Raw genomic sequence first — 25,189 nt, 5'->3', positions numbered from 1 at the left:
GTTTACATTCGTAGCTATGGAAAAAGTACAACAATCTCAACAAAAAAATTACGGAAGGGGAAACGTAATTTCGCTTGAAAAAGGAAAAATACCTCCACAAGCAATTGATTTAGAGGAAGTTGTTTTGGGAGCGATGATGATTGATAAAAAAGGTGTTGATGAAATTATCGATATTCTCAATCCGGATGTTTTCTATCGGGAATCACATCAATATATTTTTGAAGCTATATTTAAACTCTTCGAAAACTCCGAGCCTATTGACTTATTAACGGTTTCGAGCCAATTAAAAAAGGATGGGAAATTGGAAATAGCCGGTGGAGACTACTATTTAGTTCAGTTAACCCAAAAAGTATCTTCTTCTGCCCATATCGAGTTTCATGCGCGTATTATTTTACAAAAATATATTCAGCGTAGTTTAATTAAAATTTCTAATGAGATTATTGAGGAATCGTATGACGAATCAACCGATGTCTTTGATCTGTTAGATATGGCCGAATCACGCTTATATGAAGTTACTCAAGGTAATATTAAACGTTCTACAGAAACTGCACAAAATCTTGTTATTCAGGCCAAGAAAAAAATTCAGGAAATTTCAAATAAGGAAGGACTTAGCGGGGTGCCCTCAGGGTTTGATAAACTTGACCGGTTAACTTCAGGATGGCAGCCCAGTGACTTAATTATTGTAGCAGCGCGTCCAGGTATGGGTAAAACAGCGTTGACCCTCTCTATGGCGCGTAATATGGCTGTAGGTCAAGGGATTCCTGTGGCCTTCTTTTCTTTGGAGATGTCATCAGTACAATTGATTACGCGATTGATCTCTTCTGAAACAGGACTCTCTTCAGAAAAGCTCAGAACTGGTAAATTAGAGAAACATGAATGGGAACAGCTCAATGTTAAAGTAAAGGATTTAGAAAAAGCACCTTTATTTATTGATGATACACCTTCGCTTTCAATTTTTGATCTACGAGCTAAAGCAAGACGTTTAAGCTCGCAGCATGGTATTCGTATGATCGTTATCGATTATTTGCAACTGATGACTGCAGGAGGAACTGGTAAAAACGGAAACCGTGAACAGGAAATCTCTACAATATCAAGAAACTTAAAAGCGCTGGCAAAAGAATTAAATGTACCGGTAATTGCGTTATCACAGTTATCGCGTGCTGTAGAAACTCGTGGAGGAAGTAAACGACCTCTCTTAAGTGACTTGAGGGAGTCCGGAGCAATTGAGCAGGATGCAGATATTGTATCGTTTATTTATCGTCCCGAATATTATAAAATTGATGAATGGGATGATGAAGAACGTTCTCCGACCCAAGGGCAGGGTGAATTTATCGTAGCTAAGCACCGTAACGGTGGTCTGGAAAACATAAGGTTAAAATTTATCGGGCATCTGGGTAAATTTGATAACTTAGATGACTTTGGCACTCCTTTTGAATTTCATTCTAAAATGAATGATGGTAAAGAAGAGGAAGATCCTTTTAGCACAGGGCATTTACCTAGTGCAGAGGAAGCTTTCGGGAGTAGCATAAATGAAGCTAATGATGACGACGATATTCCATTCTAGGATAAACAAATGTAATAAAGAGCCTGTGCTTTCCTTTCTTTCTAAAGGAAAGTATGGCTTTTTGTTTTTTATACTATTTTTTTGTTTTCAACTCTCCAATGCCTCCTATATTTTAATTCCGATGGATGCCGAAGGTCAGCAAAATCATCTAAAAGCTTATGGTATTACCTATTGGACATTGAGCAAGGATTTAAAGGTGAAGTGGTTACTTAATTACAGAGGGGGATCATTTTTGTTGCCCAACACTGAACTTATCAAAAAAGAATGTGTTATTCGAGGGATATCTTTTGAAATACTGGATGAGGGAGAAACAGCGTCAATTTTGGCTAGCATTAGCAGCCCCTCGCAAAACATGGAAGCCGTTATATTAGAAAAAGCACCCAAAATTGCAGTATATTCTCCAAAAGGAAATCAGCCTTGGGATGATGCTGTTACGATGGTGTTGACATACGCAGAGATACCTTATGAAACGATTTATGATAAGGAAGTTTTAGAGGATAACTTGATTCTGTATGATTGGTTGCATTTGCACCATGAAGATTTTACAGGGCAGTACGGAAAATTTTATGCCACATATCGAGCTACACCTTGGTATATAAAAGAGAAGAAACAGGCAGAAGCTCTGGCAAAATCCTTGGGTTATGATAAAGTTTCGGATGAAAAACTCGCTGTAGCGTTGAAAATAAGAGATTATGTTGTTGGAGGTGGATTTATGTTTGCCATGTGCAGTGCAACCGATAGTTTTGAGATTGCCTTATCTGCAGAGCATGTAGATATTTGTGAACCTATGTTTGACGGTGATCCAAGTGATCCAGGATATCAATCAAAAATAGACTATTCTAAAACGTTTGCTTTTAAGAATTTTACATTAGAGCGAAGTCCCAATATTTATGAATTTTCTTCAATTGATATGACGAGAAAGAGGCAAGTTTCTAAGACAACTGATTATTTTACACTCATGGATTTTTCTGCAAAATGGGATCCTATTCCTACGATGTTATGTCAAAATCATACAGCACTGGTCAAAGGATTTATGGGACAAACCACAGCGTATGATCCACAGGAGATTAAATCAAATGTTTTGATTCTAGGTGAGAATAAAGCAAATGGAGAGGCTAGGTATATCCACGGAATTAAAGGAAAAGGTTTTTTTACGTTTTATGGAGGCCACGATCCGGAAGATTATCAGCATAGAGTAGGAGATCCAAAGACGGAGCTAGAATTACATCCTAATTCTCCCGGGTATCGACTGATACTCAATAATGTATTATTCCCTGCTGCAAAGAAGAAAAAACAAAAAACTTAATTTTTAAACCACGAGTGCGTGTTGTGCCTATTATTTTTTTCATAAAAATGATAGGGAATTTTAGTGAATTGACAAATTTGATAAATTCCTTCACTCTATTTTTATCAAATTCTCAGAGGATTACGAAGAGTTTTGTTGAGACAGACATTTGTCTGTATGCTTCCAAATAATTATTTCATAATTTTAATGGCTTAACAAACAGGTATACTGTAGCTATAAAAATAAGTGTGAAATGATGTCCGAACTAAAGACAAGTAAGAGAATTTTAATGGGACCCGGCCCTTCAGATGTACACCCCAAAGTACTACAAGCTATGGCTACACCACTTATTGGTCATCTCGATCCTCAATTTGTGCAATTGATGGATGAGGTGAAACAGATGGTGCAACAGACTTTTATGACTAAAAACGAGTTGTCTTTTGTGGTATCAGCTCCTGGCTCAGCGGGAATGGAAACGTGTTTTGTCAACTTATTGGAACCGGGGGATGAGGTAATTATTTGTGTTAATGGGGTTTTTGGAGGTAGGATGGTTGCTATTGCTGAACGGTGTGGTGCAATAGTCCATAAAGTTGAATCTCCGTGGGGATCTATTATTACCCGGGATCAGGTTAAGTATGCCTTAGAAAAATGTAAGAAACCAAAACTGTTAGCAATCGTACATGCTGAAACCTCTACCGGAGTCTTACAACCGCTTCAAGAGATTAGTGAGTTGGTTCATAATGCAGGAGCTTTGATGGTGGTAGATGCTGTAACTTCGTATTGCGGAATGCCGCTTAAAGTGGATGAATGGAATATTGATGCAGTGTATACAGGTACCCAAAAATGTTTGAGTGCACCCCCCGGTCTATCTCCAATTAGTTTTTCTAAAGCAGCGGTAAACGTATTAGAAAACAGAAAAACTCCGGTGCAAAGTTGGTTTATGGATCTTAATCTTGTAAAGGACTATTGGAGCGGCTCTAAACGAGCATATCACCATACCGCTCCCGTTTCTTCAATATTTGCATTGCACCAAGCACTACGGCTTGTTTTGGAAGAAGGGTTAGAAAATCGCTATAAAAGGCATCAAATTGTTCATAAAGTATTAGTTTCAAAACTGGAAGGACTGGGGTTCAAATTTTTAGTTGATCCATCGTATAGATTGCCAAATTTGAATTCTGTTTTTTTACCGGAAGGAAATGATGAAGGTGTTATACGTAAAAAGTTGTTGGATACTTACAACATTGAAGTTGGTGGGGGGCTAGGCGCTTTTGCCGGAAAAATATGGAGAATTGGTATCATGGGAGAAAGTTGCACGCTTAATCATGTTAATATGTTGGTTGGTGCATTAGAAGATATGAAAGAGTTTAAACATTAAAATTATCATATAAATACTTAAAAAAAATGCTCTTACAAGAACGTAAGAGCATTTTTCAGTTATACTATAGTTCACAACTAGTGTCCATATTTGTTACTATAACGCTTATAAAGAGTCGTTTGATGAGTTTCCAAACTAATATCTCTTCCTTGAATGTAAGCCTTTTCTAGTTGATTGGTCCTCATATCCAGAGCATCCCCTTTACTGATGAACAGCGTAGCATCTTTTCCAACAGCGATGGTTCCCATAGTATCTTCAATTCCAAGAATTTTGGCATTATTTTCAGTAATTAATTGCAGTGCTTTTTCTTTATTCAATCCGTGTGCTGCTACAGTACCCGCCTGAAAAGGTAAGTTTCGCGCATTCGCACGCTCCATTTGTCCGCTATTTTGTAAACCGACTAATACGCCCATATCCACTAGGTTTTTGGCATTTTTATAAGGTAGATCATAGTCATCATCCTCATTTTTGGGAATTGAATGGGTCCTGGTAAGCAATACGGGAATATTGTTGTCTTTCAGTGTTGTTCCAACCTTGTAAGCATCATCACCCCCTACAATAACCATCGATTTGATATTATTTTTTTTAGCAAAAGCGATTGCTTCAAGAATAGCCTTTTCATGGTGTACGTGAATAAACATTGTTTGAGATCCTTCGAGAACACCTTGCATGGATTGATACGGTAGGTGCTTTGAAGGAGTTTTAGAAGTTGCCAGTGCTTTTGACTGATCAAAAAATGCTTGTAATTCGGTCATTTGTTCATCGTATTTCTTATTGGGTTTGTACCCAGGCTCCTCTCCAAGCCACCATCGTCCTCTTGAGTATAAATCCGGCCAGTTAATATGCATCCCATCATCTGCTTTTATGACAGCATCCTCCCAATTCCAGGCGTCAAGTTGAACGATGGATGACGTACCGGATATGCGTCCGCCGCGAGGGGTTACCTGAGCTACCAGCACACCGTTTGGTCGCATGCTTTCTACTATTTTACTTTCGGCATTATAGGCGATAAGACTACGAATATGAGGGTTGTACTCACCAATTTCACTGATATCGTTAGTCGCTCTTACCGCTCCAATCTCTACTAACCCCAAAGTTGTATTGGGAGCAATAAAGCCGGGATATACATGCTTATTGGAAGCGTCAATAGTTGTTCCTTTAATTTTATCAGAAACATTCTCACCAACATAAGTGATTTTTCCATTTTCAAAGACGATCAGACTATTTTCTATAATTTTTCCATTACCGAGGTGCGCGGTGGCTCCTTGAATAGATATTGACTCTGATTGCTTAGTTGCCGGAGTTTGTTGCGCCTTGACAGCACAACTCAGCAAGAAGCATACTATGTAAATTTTAATATTTTTCATTTGTTACTAGTTGTAGTTTTTTACTTGTCAGTTATGCTTGATTCTAATTATACCAATTTATGAGAATCGCTTATAATAACCCACTTTGCAAATTCTTATCCTAAATGTATAAAAAGGGTAAATAATATATAAGAATTAGTTCTAGTAGATTGTTTCAATCGTTTCACATTCCAGTCGCTGTTTTTCCTTTTTCTTGGCAACCTGGGTTTTTAATCCTTTGTTTTTTTCTGCGATCATGAGTGCAGCTAATCTGTTTTTTTCAGTGGCAATTGCCGCACGTTGCTTTTTATCTTGTTCCAGGTCGAAATAAACTGCGCCTTCGATGATAGTTTTTTCAGCTTTGGCATACACAGATAGGGGGTGGTCGGTCCAGAGGACAAGATCTGCATCTTTACCTACCTTTATGCTGCCCACGCGATTATCTATGTGCAATAACTTGGCAGGATTAAGGGTCACAAATTTCCATGCATCTTCTTCGCTAATACCGCCATACTTAACAGATTTTGCAGCTTCCTGATTTAATCTTCTTGACATTTCTGCATCATCACTATTGATAGCGACGGTAACTCCTTCATTGTGCATAATCGCTGCGTTGTAAGGAATTGCATCATTTACTTCAAATTTATATGCCCACCAGTCAGAGAACGTTGAACCTCCTACACCATGTTCGGCCATCTTGTTTGCAACTTTATAGCCCTCAAGAATATGAGTAAAAGTGTTGATCCTGAAATCAAATTTTTCAGCTACCTTCATTAGCATATTAATTTCGCTTTGTACGTAGGAATGGCAACTAATGAAACGTTCTCCATTAAGGATTTCTGCTAATGTTTCCATTTCTAAATCCTTACGATAGGGTAGGCCGGCTTTTTTCTTAGTGTCATAGTTTTTAGCTCTTGAAAAATAATCCATATATAATTGCTCAACCCCCATTCGCGATTGCGGAAAACGACTGCGACTTCCCCAATTACTTTGCTTTACATTTTCTCCTAGTGCAAATTTTATAAACTTTGGAGTGGCATCATAGATCATATTTTCAGCAGTTTCTCCCCATTTCAATTTAATGATCGCAGAACGTCCTCCAATAGGATTAGCAGATCCGTGTAAAATTTGAATAGAGGTTACACCCCCGGCTAAATTGCGATAGATGTCTATATCATCTGGTTGAACAACATCTTCTATGGTTACTTCTGCAGATGAGTTGTGCCCGGCTTCATTGATTGCGGCCGCTGCGATATGACTGTGTTCGTCTATAATGCCTGCGGTCAAATGTTTCCCTGTTCCATCTATAGAAACAGCATTATTCGCTCTAAGGTTTTTGCCTATGGCAGCAATTTTTCCATCTTTTACCAAGACATCTGTAGCCTCCAGGATTCGATCGGTTTCATTTGTCCATACCGTTGCATTTTTAATAAGAAGTGTTTGCTGTTGAGGAAGCCTTGTATTTCCAAACGCAATATTAGGATAGGTAATCGGTGAGGTAAAAGAACGCTCAATTGATTTTGATGCTTCTTCCTTTTTCTTAGACTCTTTAGTAGTTTCTTGATTTTTAACCAGACTGAATTTAGAAATAGAACCAGTAGGTTGAATGGCCTTTGTGTTTTCAAATACACCATCAGAGGATACTCTTGTTGTAAGTCTTGTAAAGTTAGTCGAAGTAGTATCGGTATCTGCCAACACAAGAGTCAACCAATTGTCTTTATAAGATACAGTATTTTTTATACTCAGTGTATCTAATTTGACAGTAGCTTTTGGTGCATTTGGTTTACCTTTGAGTGCTACATTGTATTTCGTAGTTCCGACTGTTAAGGTATAGTTCCCTGTAAGATCAACAATATTCATAGGATTGACCACATGTTTTTTACCTAAAACCCAATTCTCATAGATAACTGTTTTGTCAGAAAACAGTTCACCATCAGTTATCAAGAAATTGGCATAAGCATCTTTTTTAAGAGTACCCAATTCATTTTCTTTTCCTAGAAGTTTTGCCGGCACAGTGGTTAATGCAGCAAGCGCATCGGTCGGTTGTAAACCATTGCTGATAGCCTTTTTAATTTGATCTTTAAACGAAGCAATTTTCTTCAATTTGTACGTAGTGATCGAAAATGGCACCTTATTTTTTGCCAGAATACCGGGGTTAGATGGAGCTTGGTTCCAATAGCGCATATCTCCTAAACTTAACAAAGAAGTTAGATAGGGATCTGTGGCATCATAAGGTTCCGGAAAGTTGATCGGTATTATGTAAGTAGCATTTGTATTTTTCACCTCATTAATTCGTTCATATTCATCTCCTCCACCCAGCAGTGTGTATTGAATATTGAACTGATCTCCTATTTTATCTGCTCTCAAACTATTGATTCTGCTCCCGGCCTCAAAAATTTGTGGTAAGCTGTTGTTTTTTTGAAGCGCTTCTAGCGATAAATCTTTTGAATCAGCCATTCCCTTAGCATACCAGTCAGCATCCAGATACATTTGTCTAAGGAGCGCCATGGCTCCCATTAAGGAGGTAGGGTACGCTTGTTTGCTTAGCTTGCTTTTTTCGAAAGAAAAAAATTGCGCTGAGGTATCATCTAATAGACGTTCATTATTTTTTTTGGTAGCACTTAAGGCAATGAGCATCCCCGTACCTCTTGCAATACCATCTGCAAAGTGTGTTTGCAAGACCCCAAAACCTTGGTCAAGGTAAGTCTTGGCTTTGGTAGCATCATAATTAAACGAAGTTAAAACGTTAGTTTCTGGTCGTATATGATCGTTCCAGTAATATCCTTCTCGAGATGCATCGTACTGAGGTTCTTGATTTCTATTTCCATTATCTTTCGATTTTGGCAAGGTCACACCAAAATGAGTATATAGGTCGATAAAGGATGGATAGATGTGTTTTCCTTTCAAGTCTATAATAACGCTATTTTCTGGAAGTGCAAATTTTGATCCCACTTGTAGAATTTTATTGTTTTGAATGGCAATCATCCCATTCTTTACAATATTTTTAGCATCTGTATGAATTGTAGCATTAGTGAATACGGTGACGGTCGTATTTTTAGTTTTTACCCCGTCATTAACCGGAAAATAATCCTGACTATAACTATAAACAACCCATAGAAACAGGAGTAGTGTAGTTGTTAAATTTTTCATGAAATTTTATTAAAGAAATAAGATGACCTAAAGATAAAAGTTGATCAGGGAAGGGTTGCTTTATTAAGAAAATTTTAACGAAGACTACAAAAAGTGTTCTGATGAAAAGGTTGACGAAGACTTATTTCAGATAATTAACCAGGAGGGCAACCATATAATTATAAGATTCCATTCCGTTAGGTTGGTTATTAATTTTTAGATACCGGTCATAGGTGCTTTTAAAATAAGGTTCAATAGGATTTTGATACGATTCCCAAAAAGCATTGATTTCACGATAATTTTCACGTATTCCAGGTCGTAATTCATCTGCCAGGCACATCGCTATTTGTTCATCACGTTTATAGAGATCATTTAAGCAGAATTTAAGTGCAAAGGTAAGTCCGCTATACTTGAAATACGGGTTTTTATCGTGTATGGTAATAATTGCTGCAATAAAATTGGCTTCATTCTCTTTGGCGTAGCCTGCTTGATGTGCTTGTTCGTGACAACTTGTAGTAGGTGCTCTATAGTTTAAAATATAGCTATTGACCTGAGCCTCGTTGGTAACCGGGTTAAGATATCCGCTAAATCCCATATACGTCAAGGGTAAACTGATTAATGAATTTTTGATACTTTGAGGATATAATTTCAGACTGGGGAAATCTATACTTGCCTGTTCGTAGGTTTTTTTAGTAATATCAAAGATATCCTCTTTCGTATAAGGAGAGTTAATAGGCAATGAATCGTTCGGTTCTAATTGTTCATGAATAGCATTGGCTTTTTTAATAAGTGCTTCAGTCACTGAGATTAATTCTTGTTGCGTATACTGATCGTCAAGATGTAAGGTTTTATACAAGGGCACTCTGTAATAATTCATCCCCCAAAGAAGGTGAAAACAAGCATATAGTATTGAGCAGGTAGCACCCGTATCCCAAGCTATCGTTTTCCAAGCTGGTTTTCTTTTAATGATATTGAGATAGCTATAGCGCAGCAAAAATATGATCAAAATTATGTAAGCAATATCCCCAAAAGAAAAAGGCAACCATCCAAAAGTATAACGCAATCCACGAGAGATATATACATAGATACCATTACTGTAATATTCTTCAATGAACTCAGGAAACAAAGAAAGCAATTGAATGCCTATGATTTGTATGGGAAGTAAAATGGTAAGTAGTATTTTTGTTCTCGATTGCATGTGGTAAAGATAGGAGGTAAAATCAAAAAATCCTTACATTGCGTGCTAGGATTAATTTTAAAAATTGTTACAAAAGTTTACTATGAATTCAGAGATACGAAATCTAGAACCTAAGGCATTGTGGAATAAATTTGCAGATTTAAACGAAGTACCAAGACCTTCAAAAAAGGAAGAACGTGTTATAGAGTTTATGAAGCAGTTTGGAACATCCCTGGGGTTACAAACCGAAGTTGATGCTGTTGGAAATGTGCTTATTCGGAAAAAGGCAACCCCCGGATTTGAAAATAAAAAAACAGTAGTGATGCAGTCGCATTTGGATATGGTGCATCAAAAAAATGCAGATACGCAGTTTGATTTTGATGCTCAGGGCATAGAGATGGTTGTTGATGGAGACTGGGTCAAAGCAAAGGGCACGACCTTAGGTGCTGATAATGGACTAGGAGTTGCAACTATTATGGCGATTTTAGAATCCGATACGATTGAACATCCTGCTATTGAAGCGTTGTTCACTATTGATGAGGAAACCGGTATGACGGGTGCTAAGGGATTGCAAGGAGGCTGGCTGACAGGAGATATTTTATTAAATCTCGATACCGAAGAGGATGATGAAATCGGTGTAGGCTGCGCAGGCGGCGTAGATGTTACCGCCAGTTGTTCTTATACCGAAGAAACCATTCCTTCTAATAGTGTGGCCTATTCACTTACCGTTAACGGTCTCAATGGAGGTCATTCTGGGATGGATATAGATAAAGGATTAGGAAACGCTAACAAAATAATGAATCGCGTTTTATATGAAGCTTCTAAGGTAACAGCGCTTCAAATTGTATCAATTAAAGGAGGTAGTTTACGCAATGCTATCCCAAGAGAGAGTTTTGCTACAGTTGTAATTGCTGAAAAGGATCAGGCAACTTTTGAAAACAAAGTGAATGAAATTTTACAGTTAATTAAGGAGGAACTTAAGTTGGTAGAAGAAAATTTAGCGATCAAGGCTCAAACAATTGAAACACCAAAAATGACAATGTCTGTCGAATTAAGTACCCAATTGATGCAATCACTGTATGCGGCTCATAATGGAGTGTATACTATGAGTGCAGCGATTCCTGATTTGGTTGAGACTTCAAATAATATAGCCAAAGTCGAAGTAGGCGCAGGTACTATAATTATAAAATGTCTTACGCGAAGTAGTGTTGAATCATCAAAACAAGACTTGGTCAATAAATTAACGGCAACCTTTAATTTAATTGGATGTGATGTGACGACGGGAGGCGATTATCCGGGCTGGGCTCCTGATATGAGCTCTTCTATTTTAAAAGTGATGGACGCTTTGTATACTGAACTACATGGTGAAAAAGCAAATGTCGCAGCCTGCCATGCAGGTTTGGAATGTGGAATTTTAGGACAAAATTACCCCAAGATGGAAATGATTTCTTTTGGTCCGACGATCAAAGGAGCCCATTCACCTGATGAACGTGCGAGCATTTCTTCGGTACAAAAATATTGGAACTTTACATTGGAAACCTTAAAACGTATTCCAGGTAAATAGAAGGTTTCAGAAAGATAAAAAAAATCCCGCCAACTGATGTTAGCGGGATTTTTATATAATAAGAAAATTCTTTCTTATTTTTTGTCATTTTGAATATCCGTAATCTCTAATTCAAAGATTAAATCAGTGTTTGGAGGGATAGGACCTTGACCACGTTCGCCATAGGCTAAATGGGCCGGTAAAAATAAAACTGCTTTATCCCCAACTTTCATTTGTTGGATCCCTTCTTTAAATCCGGCAATCATTTGTGCATCGGGAGAGTAGGGTACCGGCATGGGAGCGTAGCCTCTCGGATCGGCTGCTCTGCGCTCATTAAATACACCTAGCTCCTTGGCTTTATCAGCAATGTTTGTATCAAAAGCAGTACCGTCAGCAAAATATCCTTCGTAATTTACTAAAACCACATCGCCAATTTTAGGTTGTTTACCTTCACCTTTGTTAATAAAAACAATTTCTAATCCGCTTTCTAGCTTTTCAGCTTTTGTTTTTAATTCACTGTAGCGTGCTGCGATTTTTTCACTTTTTTCTTTTTGAATACGCTCTTTTTCGGCAGTTTCTTCTTCTATTTGTTTAATTCTATCAGAAAAAACGGCTTCACTATCAAATGATTTAGCATCCTTACCTTTTCTAATGATGTTAACCTCAAGCATTTTTACATCAGTTTCAGGCTTGTCAGCAATTTTAGTTGTTACTGTTCCGATACTGTCTACAACTTCTTGACCTTCGACGATTTCACCAAAAACAGTATGCTTACCGTCTAACCATGGAGTTGCCTTCAGGGTAATAAAGAATTGGCTACCGTTGGTGTTTGGTCCAGAGTTGGCCATAGATAAAATTCCTTTATTATCATGTGTCAGGCTATCAACGATTTCGTCTGGAAACTTATATCCCGGATCTCCCGAGCCTGTTCCTAACGGATCTCCCGTTTGTATCATAAAATCCTTAATCACACGGTGAAATATAATACCGTTATAGAATTTTTTACCTTGGTAAGCACTGTCAACTTTAGTATTGTTACCTTCGGCTAATGATACAAAGTTGGCAACCGTCATTGGTGTTTCTTTATAAAATAATTCGGCAACCGCAGTACCTTTATTAGTAATTATTTCTGCGTACATACCATCCTTTAGATCTGGATATTTCTCTTCACAGCTACTTATAATTAGCGTTAATACGGCTAGGAATAAAAGATTGAGTTTTTTCATTTTTTAAGTAAATATTAATTTTTAAGTGTTGATTCTCGTTTAATTGTATGTAAGGTAACTTTCGCTTTAAGCGGAATGTTAGTTCCTATTTTATTATCATCTCCATAATATCCATAGCCCTGATATGATGGAAACAAGAAAGTGATAATTTCTCCCGGCTTCATGAGTTTAAGTCCTTCTCTCAAACCTAGAAATAATTCTTCTTTGTCAATAGTATAAGAAACGGTATCTAATTCCTTTTTAGTATAAATAACATTATCATTAAGGTCATTAAGTTGGTAACTGAAGGTAACATGATCTCCAAATTTAGGAAATTCGACCGTTGAGGTTGTGTCTCTTGTATGATAGTAATACCAAAAACCCCCATCGGATGCTTTATAGTCGTGGATTGTATCTTGTTCGATAATTTTGAGAATGCGGGATTCTTCCTTAGCAGATAATTTTTTATTTCTGGTAATAGATTCATCCAAAAATGAACCCGTCTTTATATTTACCGGTTTTCTAGCTTCGGGTGTCTTGCAACTTGTAACCATCAGGGTTAGAAAGCCAAAAATTAGACATATCGTTCTCATGAATTCAAGGCATTTTTATAGTCGGGTAAGATACTAATTAATTTAGCAACTGTTTCTTCAATCGAAAGATTACTTTTTCCTCCGGCTGCGTTATGGTGCCCGCCACCTTCAAAATGAGCTCTGGAAAATTCATTGACAGAAAAGTCACCTTTTGATCTAAGTGATATCTTAATGATCCCTTCACTTTTGTTTTCAATAAATATTAAAGCAAATACGATATTATGTAGCGACAAACCGAGATTTACAAACCCTTCGGTATCTCCTTTGCGAAAATTATGCTTATCCAATTCTTCTTGCGTAATGGTAATGTATGCAGTACGATATTCGGGTAGTACTTTCAAGTTTTTCAACGCAACACCTTGTAGTTGAAGTCGAGAGTAGGTATTTGTGTCATAAATTTTTTCATGAATTGCGGTATTGTCTGCACCATGATCTATTAATGAAGCGATCACCCTATGTGTGGTGCTTGTTGTGGATCTAAATCTGAATGATCCCGTATCTGTCATTATACCTACGTAAATGCATGTAGCAATTTCTGGCGTAATGTTATTTTGATCTCCCATCATTTCTATAAAATGATATACCATTTGGCAAGTAGAACTCATGGTGACATCGCTATACGTAAAAAAAGCATAGTCATCAGGTTGTTGATGATGATCAATCATTATAAAGGTAGCCGCTGCATTGCGTAATGGAGTCTCTAATGCGCCGCAGCGTCCGAGATGATTAAAATCTAAGGTAAAAATAAGATCTGCCGCTGCGATTAATTGTTCTCCTAGCTCATTATTAGTATCATAATTTATGATATTTTCTTGACCTGGAATCCATTTTAAAAAATCAGGATAATCATTAGGTGAAATAATAGTTACTTGATGATGTAATGAGGTTAAATAATGGGTAAGCGCTAATGTAGAGCCAATTGCATCACCGTCAGGATTCTTATGAGGCACGATAACAATTTTTTTTGATTCTTGTAAGAGTGCTTTTAAAGCTTCAATTTCTTGTGTTTTCATAGAGCAGCGAATATACAATAAATGTTATTAAATTGTTGTAGAGATGGGTCTAGGAAACAACTGATGGGCTAGGAGTGCAACGAGATTATTAAATTGGAAGGCAGAATTATATACGGTACTGATTGTTTCTAAGATTTTATATTGTATTTGAAGCTTTTATATATACTTTTGCAAAAAAAAAGGATATGCTAGGTGTGTCCAAATTAATTTAAAGCCTCGTTAAGAGGAAAATAATCAATACAATAATAATGGCAACAAACAGAACATTTACAATGCTTAAGCCGGATGCGGTAAGAAAAGGATATATCGGAGCAATCCTTGAGCAAATTGCAGCTTCAGGTTTTAGAATCGTAGCGATGAAATTAACTCAACTTACTACAGATGACGCCAAAGCGTTTTATGCTGTTCATAGCGAACGTCCTTTTTATGGAGAACTTGTTGAGTATATGACAAGTGGACCTATCGTGGCAGCAATTCTTGAAAAGGAGAATGCAGTTGAGGATTTCAGAACGTTAATCGGAGCTACAAATCCTGAAGACGCGGCAGAGGGAACAATCCGTAAAAAATTTGCAACTTCAATCAGTGAGAATGCAGTACACGGTAGTGATAGCGATGAGAACGCTGCTATCGAAGGTGCTTTTCATTTTTCGGGTAGAGAGCAATTCTAATATAGTAGAGAGTTATAAGAAAAGTCCATTTTGAAGCTTCAAAATGGACTTTTTTAGTTTACCATAAAACTCTTAAACTAACGTTAGGGGTAAAACGTATGCCATACTTGTCAGAAAAGATATACTCGTTTTCGAGGGTATTGGTGGATCGTACCTCTTTATTAATTAAAGTTTTATTGTCATAAATATTAAGAATTGAAAGGCCAAGTCTGTATTTTAATTTAGATTGTTGTTTTAATTGAAAATTATAAATCACTGAAAAATCCATTCGATGATAGGTTGGCAAAGAAGTACTGTTAATAGTTCCATATTGCAACGTTACCATGCCATTTTCATCCTCAACCTCTTTAACTTGCGTATAAGCTTTTCCAGAATGCCAAAACCATCCTAGAGAAAAACGGAAATTGTCTAAATCGTAAAAGCTGGTCCATCGAACGGAGTGTCTAATATTCCAATTACCAGGGAAATATTTATTATCATTAACACCAGAAAAAAAATTTTGAGTATTAATGTACGAATAACTCAACCAAGAGTTAAAGCGTTTAATTTTTTTCTTGACAAAAACGTCCATTCCATAGATTTCGCTTTTTCCTTCATGATATTGATTATCAATAGGGTTTATAAAGCCGGCAGTAAGTGTTGTAATTCCTTTTATGTGTTTGTGATAAAAATCAGTATCAAAATTCCATCCTCTTTTTTTAAAGCTTGCTCCCATTGAATACTGTGAGCTCGTAGCAATAGGGTAATTGATGGTGTCTGCAAGTTTCCATATCTCGTTCTCTAAGGCAAGATCACTTAATACAGATTCTCGGATGTTACTATCACTTTGTGAACGAAACTCTGCTGTTGCATTAATTTCAAAATTAGGAGTTAGATGTTTTTGAATGACTATTCTTGGTTCTATAAAAGTCTTTTGTAATCCTGCATAATGACTTAGTCGCACACCCGTGGAGAAAAACCAATTTTTTGCATCATCATACTGATAGCCAAAATGCCCTGCATGAGTTTCTAATTTTCGATCATCTTGATCCAAAATTAAGAAATATTCAGGGGTAGAAGTAGCAAAACCATGTTTAAAGCGTTTTTTGGAATATTGATATCCTGTAGAAATAGTATTTTTTTTGTCAAAAGCGTAGTTTAGACTAATTGCTCCACCAAGGTCACGTATGCTATTTTCCTTAGCGCGTACTTCAACAGTTTTGGTGATAGAATCAGTTTTGAAGGCATAATTCAATGCATATTTTGTATAGTAAAGTGAAATTTCTTGCTTTAGGTTTGAACCGTATCTATGATTCCATTTTACGTTATATCCTTCATTTTCGGTAAATAAATTATCGGTATAGAATTTTTGGTCAGTATTTTGATCAAATTGTAAGGTGTTTTTACTGTATAAGGTGTTTAGTTGAAGCGTATCATTTTTGGTTATTTTGTAATTTATACTGGCATTGTAATCTAAAAAGTAAAATGTATTGTCTCCTAATTCTGATTGTTGTGTATCTCTTAATTTAGTGTTTTGGTAAGCTCTATCCGCTAATTTTTTATAAGTAAATGTTTCCAGTTGATCGGTATAAGAGCGTCTTCCGGAGAGTTTAATTGACATCTGATCTTTTATAATCGGGATATCAACGATGGCATCAGCATTGATCATATTGATCCCAAAACTTCCCTTGAAGGTATCTGAAATTTCCGAGCTGGTTCGAATATCAATAATACTTGCTAAGCGGTCACCATAATGTTCCGGAGTACCACTTTTATAAAACAAAACTTCATCGACCGCATAGGGATTAAAGGCTGATAACATACCGTATAAATGTGAGTGATGGTATGTCTTGATTCCGTTCCATAATACTAGATTTTGATGGGGAGTGCTACCGCGTACATATAATCCGGAAGCAGTCTCATAGGGACTATTTACACCGGGGATTAATTGAATGCTGTAGAGAATATCAGGTTCTGTTAGCCCTGGTAGGGCTTGAAGATCTTTGATTTTAATCTGTATGGTTTTACGGTTTAATGAAATCCCCTTAGCTATAAAGTCCTTGATCAACACTTGATCCAACGATAGCGTAGCGCTAAATAACTGTAGATAGGTGCAAGTAGAATTAAAAATTTCTGAAGCTAAAACCTGTTTCTTAGCATAGCCTGGCAGATCGATTTCCAGAATAGAACCGTAAGGGATTTCTTCAATAATAAAATATCCTCTGTCATCTGTAACAACCACGCTGTTTTCTGGTAGCGTAGTGATTTGAGCATTTGAGATGGAGATTTGCTGTTCGTCTAGTAAAGTTGCGCAGAGTGTTATACGGTCTTGTGACTGATAAGGTCTCAAAGAATAAATAGTGGTTCCGATATTTTCAATTTTCAATAAAGCTTGTTGCTCGATCTGTGTTAAAACATCAGTCAGTTTCAATTCAGGCGTTAGACGTATAGAAATAGTTTTGTCAACTAGAATTTGATCGAGATAAGAAAACGTAATATTGTAATACTGCTCAATTTGAGGTAAAGCTTCTATTAAATAAGCATCTTTAAACATAACAATATTGGTTTTCTCTTGAGAGAAAACCAATACGTTACAAAGGAATAAAATTACGCAAATTTTTTTAGGCATGTGATTACTTTTCGATCATCACATCTTTTTTGTTTTCTGATAATCTGTAATTCATCCCTAAGGTACTAAAAACACTTCTAAGTGCCACATCTAAATTGTCGTTTGGGAACGTTCCTGTATATAATATGTCTAGTTTGAGATTACTATTGTTAATTTTAATGTTGTATTGATCTTCAAGTTCCTGAATAACAGTGTTTAAAGGTACGCTAGAAAAACTGCTTGTATTATCTATCCATGTAGGTTTTTCTTGAAGTTGTGAAGAGAAATCTTGCGGGGTATTCTTTATAGAACGAAATATTTGATTTTTTACAAGTATTTTTTCTTGAGTGGCGCTTTTAACTTTGACCTTCCCCTCATAACAGCTAACTTCAAAAAATGAATCTTCAACATTAACATTGAATTGTGTACCCAGTACCGTTATATCTCCATGTTTTGTGTGTACCGTAAAAGTATTGCCATTAGTAACTTTAAAGAATGCCTCTCCAATCAGATTAAGTGATCTTTGCGCGTTCCAATCTCTTTTGTTAAAAACAACTTGTGACATGGCATTAAGCATAACTTGTGAACCATCAGGTAGATCAACGGTTAGCATTTGCCCATGTCCGGTGCTAATTGTGGTGTCGGGATTGTAAAAAAACAAACCAAAGATAATTAGTATCGACGCAGCAATTGCGAGAACTGGAAACAGTCTAAACACTTTTTTAGAATCTTTTGTTTCTTTTCGTTCCTTGTTGTCGTGGATACGTTGTAAATGCGTATCTACATCATAGGCGAGTGAAGGCAGGTGTTCTGTTGACTGCTTTAATTTGACATAAAAATTGTAATCAGGATGTTTCTCAAACTCCTTTAAATCAATTTCTGTCAATTCGCCGTTTAACCAACGAGCAAGAAAAGTCTCATCTTTTTTTAAATCAATCATAATACTGTATATATAAGGTAAACGCGTAAAAATGAATACACCCTACCTTTTTTAAATATTTCCGATACTTTCTCTTAAAGATAGTAAAGCTTTGTGCATCAGCTTTTCAACTGCCTTTACAGAAACATCGGATAATTGCGCAATTTCTTTATATGTTTTTTTGTCAATTCGGCTAAGTAGGAAAACTTCACGTTGTCTGTCAGAAAGTTTAGCAAGGGCGTTATCGAGCTTAACTTTAAATTCATCTTCTAAAGCTAAAAACTCGGGAGACTGATTATCTACATCAGACTTCACATGTTTTACATAATCCTGATATTTAAATTTAACTTTTTGATGACGCGTAATGCTAATTCCTAAATTTGTAGCAACAGTATAGACGTAGCTTTTAGCTTTACCAGTAGATACCTTAGAGCAATTGTTCCATAACTTTATAAAGGATTCTTGAACTAAATCTTCTGCCTGATCTAGATCGCCAAATTTGTAGTAAAGATAGTTTCTTAAAAGCCTGGCATTGCTTTTAAAAAAATCATTAAAAATACGTTCATTACAGATCGTTCCTTCCTCATTTTGCATTATAGTTGGTTTTAGATGCAGTTTCTTTTTATAGATATTAAAAGATACAAAAAAAATATTTTTTAATAGTGAGGGTGGGGTGTCTCCTATTTAGTGCGTTTAATATCTGTAGGCAATGATAATACATTTGTTTTACATCCAACAACTTTTAACATTTTGACGATGCGCATACTCAGTAAGCTGTTTTTTTTGTCGCAATTGCTAACATTTGGATTATACTCTTGTGAAAAAAATGAGATTGATGAGAGTCCAGAGTTTAGTATAGGTTCTGAGAATAGTTCATTTAATTCTCTGTATACTTTTGCAGCAGCATATCAGTCGTCTGGAGAATACGATAGTATGTGGACTGTAAATGGAAGAAAAATAGCAAATGAAACTATAGACAAAACCTCAAAAGGCACTTTTATTTCTCAATTAGATGATGAATTAAATATCATTTGTTTTATCGCATCAAAAGATGGTCGTTTTATTGAAGAATGTGTTGAAGTTGATAATACGAAGAAAAGAACTGAATGTCCTAAGCTATTTTTTGAGGTACAAAAGGATAAGTCAAATGACAAAATATTTAATTTTCATTCCATGTTTAGAAACGTATCCAAAACTTCATACTGGTGGACGATAAACGGAGTGATAGTGGACAAAGAAATGGTAAACCATAGAATTGGGAAGGATGATTACCTAAAATACCAATTCATCGCAGGAACACATGAAGTGTGTATGGTTACAAGTTCTGAATCGTGCGAACAAATTATTTTCTGTACGGAAATATATATAAAGTAATTAAAGATTGGTTAGAGTGATTAGGTTATTCCCTCGGAGGCTGTAGTAGCTTTCGGGGGATTTTTTGTGGTGACACAGAAAGAATATATTGCTGTCAAAACTGATGTGACGAATATGGAATTAATCTAAAATATTTTTATGCTATTGAGCTTTAACTGGACAAGAGCTAGAGAAGTGAGGTTATACAGTTAAAAAACTGTGATAATTTTTCTTAGCAGATTGTATAAATCAATCGACTATTAGTTATAGAGGATGCTCTATAAAAAGATTTTTTTCATAATTTAAATGTATACCTGAAATATCTAAGACATCGAGATCATTTTTAGTCTTACGGTGCTATCTAGATACTCCATGTTGTTTGTGGTAGGTTAAAAGAATAATGCATCATCATGCTATATTTATTATTTTAAGATTGTCTATCCGCAGAAGCTGGGTTTTAGATTGTTGGGTAAAGTCACTTTACAAAAAAAGATGTGAGGTCTTTAAATTAAAAAGCCCTTCACAAGGAAGGGCTTGGATTAATTATTTTGTTGATGTCATTAATTAACGTCCCAAAAAACCTTTGTAGTTACAAGGTCACCACCAATTGCTGCCGAAGCTGCACCGTAGCTAGAACCGTTTAATGTTTGTTCTACTATCGGGTAAGTGTATCTAACAGGAGTATCGGAAACGGGATCTGCAGGAAGCTCTAAAACCGGATAGTCAAGAAGTTTCCATGAATTCCAAGCAGCATAACCTCTGTTGTAAAGAGCTATCCACTTCTGAGTTCCAATTTTTTCTTTCCAATCTCCAGAAGCGGTAGCATAAGCAACTTCAGTTCTAGCTAGGTGAGTTGCGGCCTCATCCATAGTACCACCCCAGTAAAGGATTGATGCTTCGATTGCATCGTTGTAATTAGTTTCAACAGTCCCAGGCACCACATAGCCTCTGGCTGCAGCTTCAGCTAAAAGAAACTTGACTTCAGCATAGTCCATGATCACCCCCTCTAAGGTAGGATCTTTTGAAATTTTCTCACTGATATGAGTAAAATCACTATAAGAATTACTTGCTCCGGGAGTTCCACCTAAATAAACTGTCTGAGCTATCGATTCATCAGCATCGACATTGTTATCAAAATAAAACTTTGCTCTTGGATCTGTATAAGTAACAGAACCTGGAACAACTGTTTCATTATCATTCTCATCTATAACTCCGTCTTCATTACTGTCTTCTAATATTTCATAAGTTCTAGGCTGCATTTGATCAACAATTGTACTTGTTGGAACAAAATCATCTCGTCCGCTTAGCGTAAGGTCTACATAAACAGGGTTGGTATTCGGTGTAGCACTCAAATACGTCAGCGCTGCATTGTCCTCATTGCTTTCAAAAACATTAGTAGCAGCATCTTCTATCGTGGCTTGCGCTAAGGCAGCTTCTGAGGATAAGTCTGATATGGTAATTCCCATCTTTAGTTTCAGTGAATTTCCAAATTTTAACCATTTAGAAACATCACCATTATACATATTATCTTGAATACCAAAACTAGCTGATGAAGTATTTAGCTGATCAATAGCGGTATTAATTCTAGCAATAAGATCTCTGTAGATAGCAGCGTCATCATCATATCTTGGTAGTAAATTATCTGAATCTAATGCTTCAGAATACGGGACATCGCCAAAAGTATCGACAAGCACAGAGTACGCATAGACATTTAGGATCTCTATAATCGCTAATTTATTAGCTTTTTGCGCAGGATCATCAGTAGCTAATAAAGGCGTTTCTTCAATAACTTTAGAAGCTTCATCCAGATCTTTTAACACATCCTTGTACAATGCATCCCATTGAGATTGAGGGATGTTTCTAGTCACTATATCGTAGTTACTTTCATCTGTATAGGTAGTTTCTGTCCATTGTTGCATCACTAATCTGAATATATTACGATTCACATTAGTACTAACCATTAGATCTACCAGGCTTTTTTGAGCACTTGTGAATAAGGCCTCTCCGGGAACCGATAAGGGATCCTTTTTGTTCTCATTTAAACTTTCCAAATTATCAGAACATGAAGCTATCCCAATAATGGCAATTAATAGATATATTATCTTTTTCATTATAGTATGTTTTAAAATTGAAGTTTTACATTGAATGCAAAATCACGTGTTGAAGGTAAAGAACCAGTTGAATATCCTTGTAAATTTCCAGCACCTAATCCAGATTCCGGATCTGCATGTGGAAGGTTTTTATCAATAATCCAAAGATTTGATCCGATAAAGCTAAAAGTGGCAGTATTTAAGAAGGTTTTATCAAGTAATTTCTTTGGAAAATTATAAGATAATACTACTTCTCTCAATTTTACATAGCTAGCATCATAAACAAATGCAGCGTTAGGAAGTCCTCTACGGTATCCAAAAGCTCCAAATCGATCAGCACGGATTCTGGTAGTATTTGTAGATCCATCAGGGTTCACACCAGGATTGATAAAACCTCCACCATCGGCTAGGCTATTACGAACAGGGTTTCCTAAATCATTTGTGAAAGCAGTTTCTTCGTATAATCCAGTAGCTCGACCATAGTATTGATCCAAAGAAAAGATATCTCCTCCTTTTTGTATATCAATTAAGAAGCTAAACCCAATGTTTTTATAACGGAATTTGTTGTTAATTCCTCCATTCCAATCAGGTGTTATGTTTCCAATAACATTATCAGAGGTTCCCGTTTTTATGTATTCGCCACTGCTTGCGTTAACAACTCGTTCTCCGTTGATATAAGTGTAATCCGTTCCTTGGATGGTACCGAATGGTTGACCAACTGTGGCATTCACTGATACTCCTCCTTGGAAACTTCCTAGTTGATAGTTAGTGATTTCATTTCCGTTTGCATCTGTAAATAAAGAAATGACTGCATTTTCATTTTTACTCCAGTTGGCATTTATTTCCCATCCAAAATCTGGGTTGTCTATAACTTTTCCAAATAAAGAAACTTCTACTCCTTTGTTCTCAATTTCTCCAGCATTAATTAGTCTGTAAGAATAACCAGTCGCGGTAGAGATACTTAAAGGAATGATCTGATCCTTCGTATTATTTTTGTAATAAGAGAAGTCAAAACCAACACGTCCGGTTAAAAATGACATTTCTAAACCAGCTTCTATACTAGTAGTCGTCTCAGGCTTCAAGTCCGGATTGTTTTTCGTGTTTTTTACACTCGCGCTAGCACCTCCAAAAGCCGTGTTGATAGCATATGTGTCTAGGACACGATCAAAGCCCGGGCTATTACCAACTTCTGCATAATTTAATCTAAACTTACCAAATGAAATGGCATCAACTTCCAATAATTTTGAAAATATAAAACTTCCTGAAACAGATGGGTAGTAAAAAGTACTGTTGTCAGCAGGTAGCGTTGAGGATTTATCTCTTCGAATGGTAGCATCTAAATAGTACGTGTCGTCGTAACCAATAGAAGCACTTGCGTAAATACCATCTACGCCAATTTTCTCATCTCTCTCAAAAGGATAGAGCAAAGGTGATTTTGTGTTCTGTAAAGCATAAATATTTGGTACTGCAAGTCCACCATTAGTAGAGGCAAACACAGATTTGTAGGAAGAACGTCGTACGTTAAGACCAACCAATCCGCTTAAGTTTAACTTTTCTGTGATGTCTTTATTGAAGTTTGCAATTAAGTCATAATTATATTCTGTTGTAACAATATCCTTTCTTGAATAACCGGACTCAGTTGCGATACGACCACCACTACGATCTGCTCCGCTTGTTCCCAAACCAAAAGCTGAAGGAACACTTCCGATAGCTCTACGTTCTTCCTGCAATTCATTATAGGTATCGACAGAAACTCTTCCTAAAACGTCAAACCAATCCGCTACCTTATAATTTAAAGATGCAATTCCGATAAAACGATTACGCTCATCACTCTGATAGTTCTCGTAACGTGTCCAATATGGGTTATCCCAATAAATCGGAGCAGGGTTAGTTGTGCTTTTTCTGTTCCAAGTAACATTTCTACCTGTTGCAAAGTAAGCATCTCTTTGTTGTTTTAAATCAACATTTGTTTGCCACCATTGACGGAACATTCCCATGATGTTGTCATTATAACCCGTTGAGTTTCTACCGACAGCATCTGTTTTGATATAATTGGCAAAACCTCTGGCAGTTAATTTTTCTGTCAATTTGTAATCGGCGTTAAGCGAAAAGTTATTCTTCCTTAATTCACTATTTGGCAATAAGCCTTTTTGATCAAAATTAGTATATCCTAATCTAAAGCTCCCTTTGTCAGTTGCTCTGTCAAGTGATACAGAATTAGTCAATGTAAAAGGAGTTTCAAAAAATTCGATCGGGCCATTTGCTGCATTCACATACGGAGTAGCCTTTAAATAATTCGGAGACTCCGGATAAAACGCATCCCATTGATATACCAAAAGATTTGGATCGAATCTACCTCCGTATGAGGCGTCTTCTGTAAAGGGCACAACAAGATCTAAATTCCCATCGTTATCGATATCTTCTGTATTAAAGAAACCATCACTGCTAGAATAGTAAGGGCCATAGCCAGCTCCATACTGATCCTGATACTTTACAAAAGTAGATTCATCTACCGTTCCGAAAGTTACACCAGAATTAACGGTTACTCCATAGCCATCACCCTTTGTACCTCTTTTGGTGGTAATAATAACAACACCGTTGGCTGCTCTAGATCCATATAGGGCCGAAGCAGCTGCTCCCTTTAATATGTTAACACTTTCGATATCATCCGGATTAATGTCTGATGCAGCATTACCATAGTCATATCCTGTTCCAGCTTGTTCTTGTGCTCTAGAGTTAGAGTTATTGTTGTTAATTGGTACACCGTCAATAACGAATAATGCTTGGTTGTTTCCGGTCAATGATGAATTTCCTCTAATTACAACATTAGTCGAACCACCCATATTGGTGTTTTTTCTAATCTGAACACCAGATGCTTTACCTGATAAAGAGTTTACGAAATTGGCTGTTTTTACCTGATTAACTTCTTCTCCACCAACTTCCTGAGTAGAATATCCCAATGATTTTTTTTCTCTTGAAATACCAAGAGCTGTAACAACCACTTCATCAAGTTGGGCTGCAGATTCTTCTAATACTACATTCACAGTATCATCACCACCAACAGTTATTTCCTTATTTGTAAAACCTAGATAGCTAAAAACTAAGGTGCTACCTGTAGATGCTTGAATAGTATAAAGCCCATCAAAATCAGTTTGTGTTCCCGAATTGGAGTCTTTGATAATAATATTAACTCCAGGAAGTGGCATGCCACCCCCATCAGTAACCTTACCGGAAATAGATTTTTCCTGCGCAAACGATAGTTGCACAACTAATGCAAAAAATAGCATTAGAATTTTTGTTGTTCTTGTTTTCATTATTGTTTAAATATTTGAATTAGATTCC

17 protein-coding genes are annotated in these 25,189 nt (G+C 36.5%); 6 read left to right on the top strand and 11 right to left on the bottom strand.

Annotation, left to right across the window (positions count from 1 at the left end; translation table 11 throughout):
- The first annotated feature begins 16 nt into the window (after window positions 1-16).
- From dnaB to BD809_RS10370, 3 genes are all read left to right on the top strand, one after another.
- Window positions 17-1,564 carry a replicative DNA helicase gene (gene dnaB, locus BD809_RS10380; protein WP_148782906.1) on the top strand — a complete coding sequence of 516 codons (1,548 nt, stop codon included), beginning with the start codon at window positions 17-19 and terminating at the stop codon, window positions 1,562-1,564.
- On the top strand, window positions 1,539-2,870 hold the full coding sequence (locus BD809_RS10375) for an asparagine synthetase B (RefSeq protein ID WP_246131500.1): 1,332 nt from the start codon (window positions 1,539-1,541) through the stop codon (window positions 2,868-2,870). The genes dnaB and BD809_RS10375 overlap by 26 nt, the downstream gene beginning before the upstream one ends.
- Window positions 2,871-3,102: 232 nt before the next feature.
- Window positions 3,103-4,224: a pyridoxal-phosphate-dependent aminotransferase family protein gene (locus tag BD809_RS10370; protein ID WP_148782905.1), complete on the top strand. Its 1,122-nt coding sequence runs from the start codon at window positions 3,103-3,105 to the stop codon at window positions 4,222-4,224.
- Between the two features lie 77 nt (window positions 4,225-4,301).
- Here BD809_RS10370 and BD809_RS10365 read toward each other — a convergent pair whose 3' ends face one another.
- The 3 genes from BD809_RS10365 to BD809_RS10355 all read right to left on the bottom strand — a co-directional run bounded on the left by BD809_RS10365 (window position 4,302) and on the right by BD809_RS10355 (window position 9,897).
- On the bottom strand, window positions 4,302-5,591 hold the full coding sequence (locus tag BD809_RS10365; RefSeq protein ID WP_148782904.1) for an amidohydrolase family protein: 1,290 nt from the start codon (window positions 5,589-5,591) through the stop codon (window positions 4,302-4,304).
- 141 nt (window positions 5,592-5,732) lie between these two features.
- Window positions 5,733-8,720, bottom strand: a complete 2,988-nt coding sequence (locus BD809_RS10360) for an amidohydrolase family protein (protein ID WP_148782903.1) — start codon at window positions 8,718-8,720, stop codon at window positions 5,733-5,735.
- Between the two features lie 121 nt (window positions 8,721-8,841).
- Complete coding sequence (locus BD809_RS10355; protein WP_148782902.1) at window positions 8,842-9,897, bottom strand: DUF3810 domain-containing protein; 1,056 nt, start codon at window positions 9,895-9,897, stop codon at window positions 8,842-8,844.
- Window positions 9,898-9,979: 82 nt separating this feature from the next.
- Between BD809_RS10355 and BD809_RS10350 the strand changes: the two genes are divergently transcribed.
- Window positions 9,980-11,440 (top strand): aminoacyl-histidine dipeptidase, encoded by a 1,461-nt coding sequence (locus BD809_RS10350; RefSeq protein ID WP_148782901.1) that lies wholly within the window; start codon window positions 9,980-9,982, stop codon window positions 11,438-11,440.
- 74 nt (window positions 11,441-11,514) lie between these two features.
- Here the strand turns inward: BD809_RS10350 and BD809_RS10345 are convergent, their stop codons facing one another.
- From BD809_RS10345 to BD809_RS10335, 3 genes are read right to left on the bottom strand one after another with little or no spacing between them, the layout of a single operon-like run.
- A complete protein-coding gene (locus tag BD809_RS10345) occupies window positions 11,515-12,645 on the bottom strand; it encodes a peptidylprolyl isomerase (RefSeq protein ID WP_148782900.1) in 1,131 nt (376 codons plus the stop codon).
- Window positions 12,646-12,659: 14 nt separating this feature from the next.
- Window positions 12,660-13,217, bottom strand: coding sequence for a gliding motility-associated peptidyl-prolyl isomerase GldI (gene gldI / locus BD809_RS10340; RefSeq protein ID WP_148782899.1), 558 nt, complete (start codon window positions 13,215-13,217; stop codon window positions 12,660-12,662).
- Window positions 13,214-14,230: a DHH family phosphoesterase gene (locus BD809_RS10335; RefSeq protein WP_148782898.1), complete on the bottom strand. Its 1,017-nt coding sequence runs from the start codon at window positions 14,228-14,230 to the stop codon at window positions 13,214-13,216. Before BD809_RS10335 ends, gldI begins: the two co-directional genes overlap by 4 nt.
- Window positions 14,231-14,478: 248 nt before the next feature.
- On the opposite strand from BD809_RS10335, the gene BD809_RS10330 reads away from it, so the two are divergent.
- Entirely contained in the window at window positions 14,479-14,898 is a 420-nt protein-coding gene (locus BD809_RS10330) for a nucleoside-diphosphate kinase (RefSeq protein WP_148782897.1), read from the top strand.
- Between the two features lie 58 nt (window positions 14,899-14,956).
- Here BD809_RS10330 and BD809_RS10325 read toward each other — a convergent pair whose 3' ends face one another.
- Genes BD809_RS10325 through BD809_RS10315 form a run of 3 tightly spaced genes read right to left on the bottom strand, consistent with a single transcriptional unit; the run spans window position 14,957 to window position 18,998 of the window.
- A complete protein-coding gene (locus BD809_RS10325) occupies window positions 14,957-17,506 on the bottom strand; it encodes a FecR domain-containing protein (RefSeq protein WP_148782896.1) in 2,550 nt (849 codons plus the stop codon).
- Window positions 17,507-17,510: 4 nt separating this feature from the next.
- Window positions 17,511-18,425: a FecR family protein gene (locus BD809_RS10320; protein ID WP_148782895.1), complete on the bottom strand. Its 915-nt coding sequence runs from the start codon at window positions 18,423-18,425 to the stop codon at window positions 17,511-17,513.
- A gap of 51 nt (window positions 18,426-18,476) precedes the next feature.
- Entirely contained in the window at window positions 18,477-18,998 is a 522-nt protein-coding gene (locus tag BD809_RS10315; RefSeq protein ID WP_148782894.1) for an RNA polymerase sigma factor, read from the bottom strand.
- 162 nt (window positions 18,999-19,160) lie between these two features.
- Here BD809_RS10315 and BD809_RS10310 point away from each other — a divergent pair, with 162 nt between their 5' ends.
- Window positions 19,161-19,778 carry a hypothetical protein gene (locus BD809_RS10310; protein ID WP_148782893.1) on the top strand — a complete coding sequence of 206 codons (618 nt, stop codon included), beginning with the start codon at window positions 19,161-19,163 and terminating at the stop codon, window positions 19,776-19,778.
- Between the two features lie 539 nt (window positions 19,779-20,317).
- Here the strand turns inward: BD809_RS10310 and BD809_RS10305 are convergent.
- The gene (locus BD809_RS10305) at window positions 20,318-21,868 is read right to left on the bottom strand and encodes a SusD/RagB family nutrient-binding outer membrane lipoprotein (protein WP_148782892.1); all 1,551 of its coding nucleotides are present in this window, start codon (window positions 21,866-21,868) and stop codon (window positions 20,318-20,320) included.
- An 11-nt stretch (window positions 21,869-21,879) separates the two neighbouring features.
- Window positions 21,880-25,161 carry a SusC/RagA family TonB-linked outer membrane protein gene (locus BD809_RS10300; RefSeq protein WP_148782891.1) on the bottom strand — a complete coding sequence of 1,094 codons (3,282 nt, stop codon included), beginning with the start codon at window positions 25,159-25,161 and terminating at the stop codon, window positions 21,880-21,882.
- Between the last annotated feature and the right edge of the window lie 28 nt (window positions 25,162-25,189).

The sequence above is a fragment of the Aquimarina intermedia genome (genome assembly GCF_008124785.1).
In the GTDB taxonomy this organism is placed as follows: Bacteria; Bacteroidota; Bacteroidia; order Flavobacteriales; family Flavobacteriaceae; genus Aquimarina; species Aquimarina intermedia.
This window is presented reverse-complemented; position numbering and strand designations above follow the sequence as displayed.

Excerpts from the sequence above, each read along its gene's own strand:
- BD809_RS10350 (WP_148782901.1), top strand. The coding sequence starts at position 9,980 with ATGAATTCAGAGATACGAAATCTAGAACCTAAGGCATTGTGGAATAAA.
- BD809_RS10310 (WP_148782893.1), top strand. The coding sequence starts at position 19,161 with ATGCGCATACTCAGTAAGCTGTTTTTTTTGTCGCAATTGCTAACATTT.
- gldI (WP_148782899.1), bottom strand. The coding sequence starts at position 13,217 with ATGAGAACGATATGTCTAATTTTTGGCTTTCTAACCCTGATGGTTACA.
- BD809_RS10375 (WP_246131500.1), top strand. The coding sequence starts at position 1,539 with ATGATGACGACGATATTCCATTCTAGGATAAACAAATGTAATAAAGAG.
- BD809_RS10355 (WP_148782902.1), bottom strand. The coding sequence starts at position 9,897 with ATGCAATCGAGAACAAAAATACTACTTACCATTTTACTTCCCATACAA.
- BD809_RS10325 (WP_148782896.1), bottom strand. The coding sequence starts at position 17,506 with ATGCCTAAAAAAATTTGCGTAATTTTATTCCTTTGTAACGTATTGGTT.
- BD809_RS10370 (WP_148782905.1), top strand. The coding sequence starts at position 3,103 with ATGATGTCCGAACTAAAGACAAGTAAGAGAATTTTAATGGGACCCGGC.
- BD809_RS10305 (WP_148782892.1), bottom strand. The coding sequence starts at position 21,868 with ATGAAAAAGATAATATATCTATTAATTGCCATTATTGGGATAGCTTCA.
- dnaB (WP_148782906.1), top strand. The coding sequence starts at position 17 with ATGGAAAAAGTACAACAATCTCAACAAAAAAATTACGGAAGGGGAAAC.
- BD809_RS10330 (WP_148782897.1), top strand. The coding sequence starts at position 14,479 with ATGGCAACAAACAGAACATTTACAATGCTTAAGCCGGATGCGGTAAGA.
- BD809_RS10335 (WP_148782898.1), bottom strand. The coding sequence starts at position 14,230 with ATGAAAACACAAGAAATTGAAGCTTTAAAAGCACTCTTACAAGAATCA.
- BD809_RS10345 (WP_148782900.1), bottom strand. The coding sequence starts at position 12,645 with ATGAAAAAACTCAATCTTTTATTCCTAGCCGTATTAACGCTAATTATA.
- BD809_RS10365 (WP_148782904.1), bottom strand. The coding sequence starts at position 5,591 with ATGAAAAATATTAAAATTTACATAGTATGCTTCTTGCTGAGTTGTGCT.
- BD809_RS10315 (WP_148782894.1), bottom strand. The coding sequence starts at position 18,998 with ATGCAAAATGAGGAAGGAACGATCTGTAATGAACGTATTTTTAATGAT.
- BD809_RS10300 (WP_148782891.1), bottom strand. The coding sequence starts at position 25,161 with ATGAAAACAAGAACAACAAAAATTCTAATGCTATTTTTTGCATTAGTT.
- BD809_RS10360 (WP_148782903.1), bottom strand. The coding sequence starts at position 8,720 with ATGAAAAATTTAACAACTACACTACTCCTGTTTCTATGGGTTGTTTAT.
- BD809_RS10320 (WP_148782895.1), bottom strand. The coding sequence starts at position 18,425 with ATGATTGATTTAAAAAAAGATGAGACTTTTCTTGCTCGTTGGTTAAAC.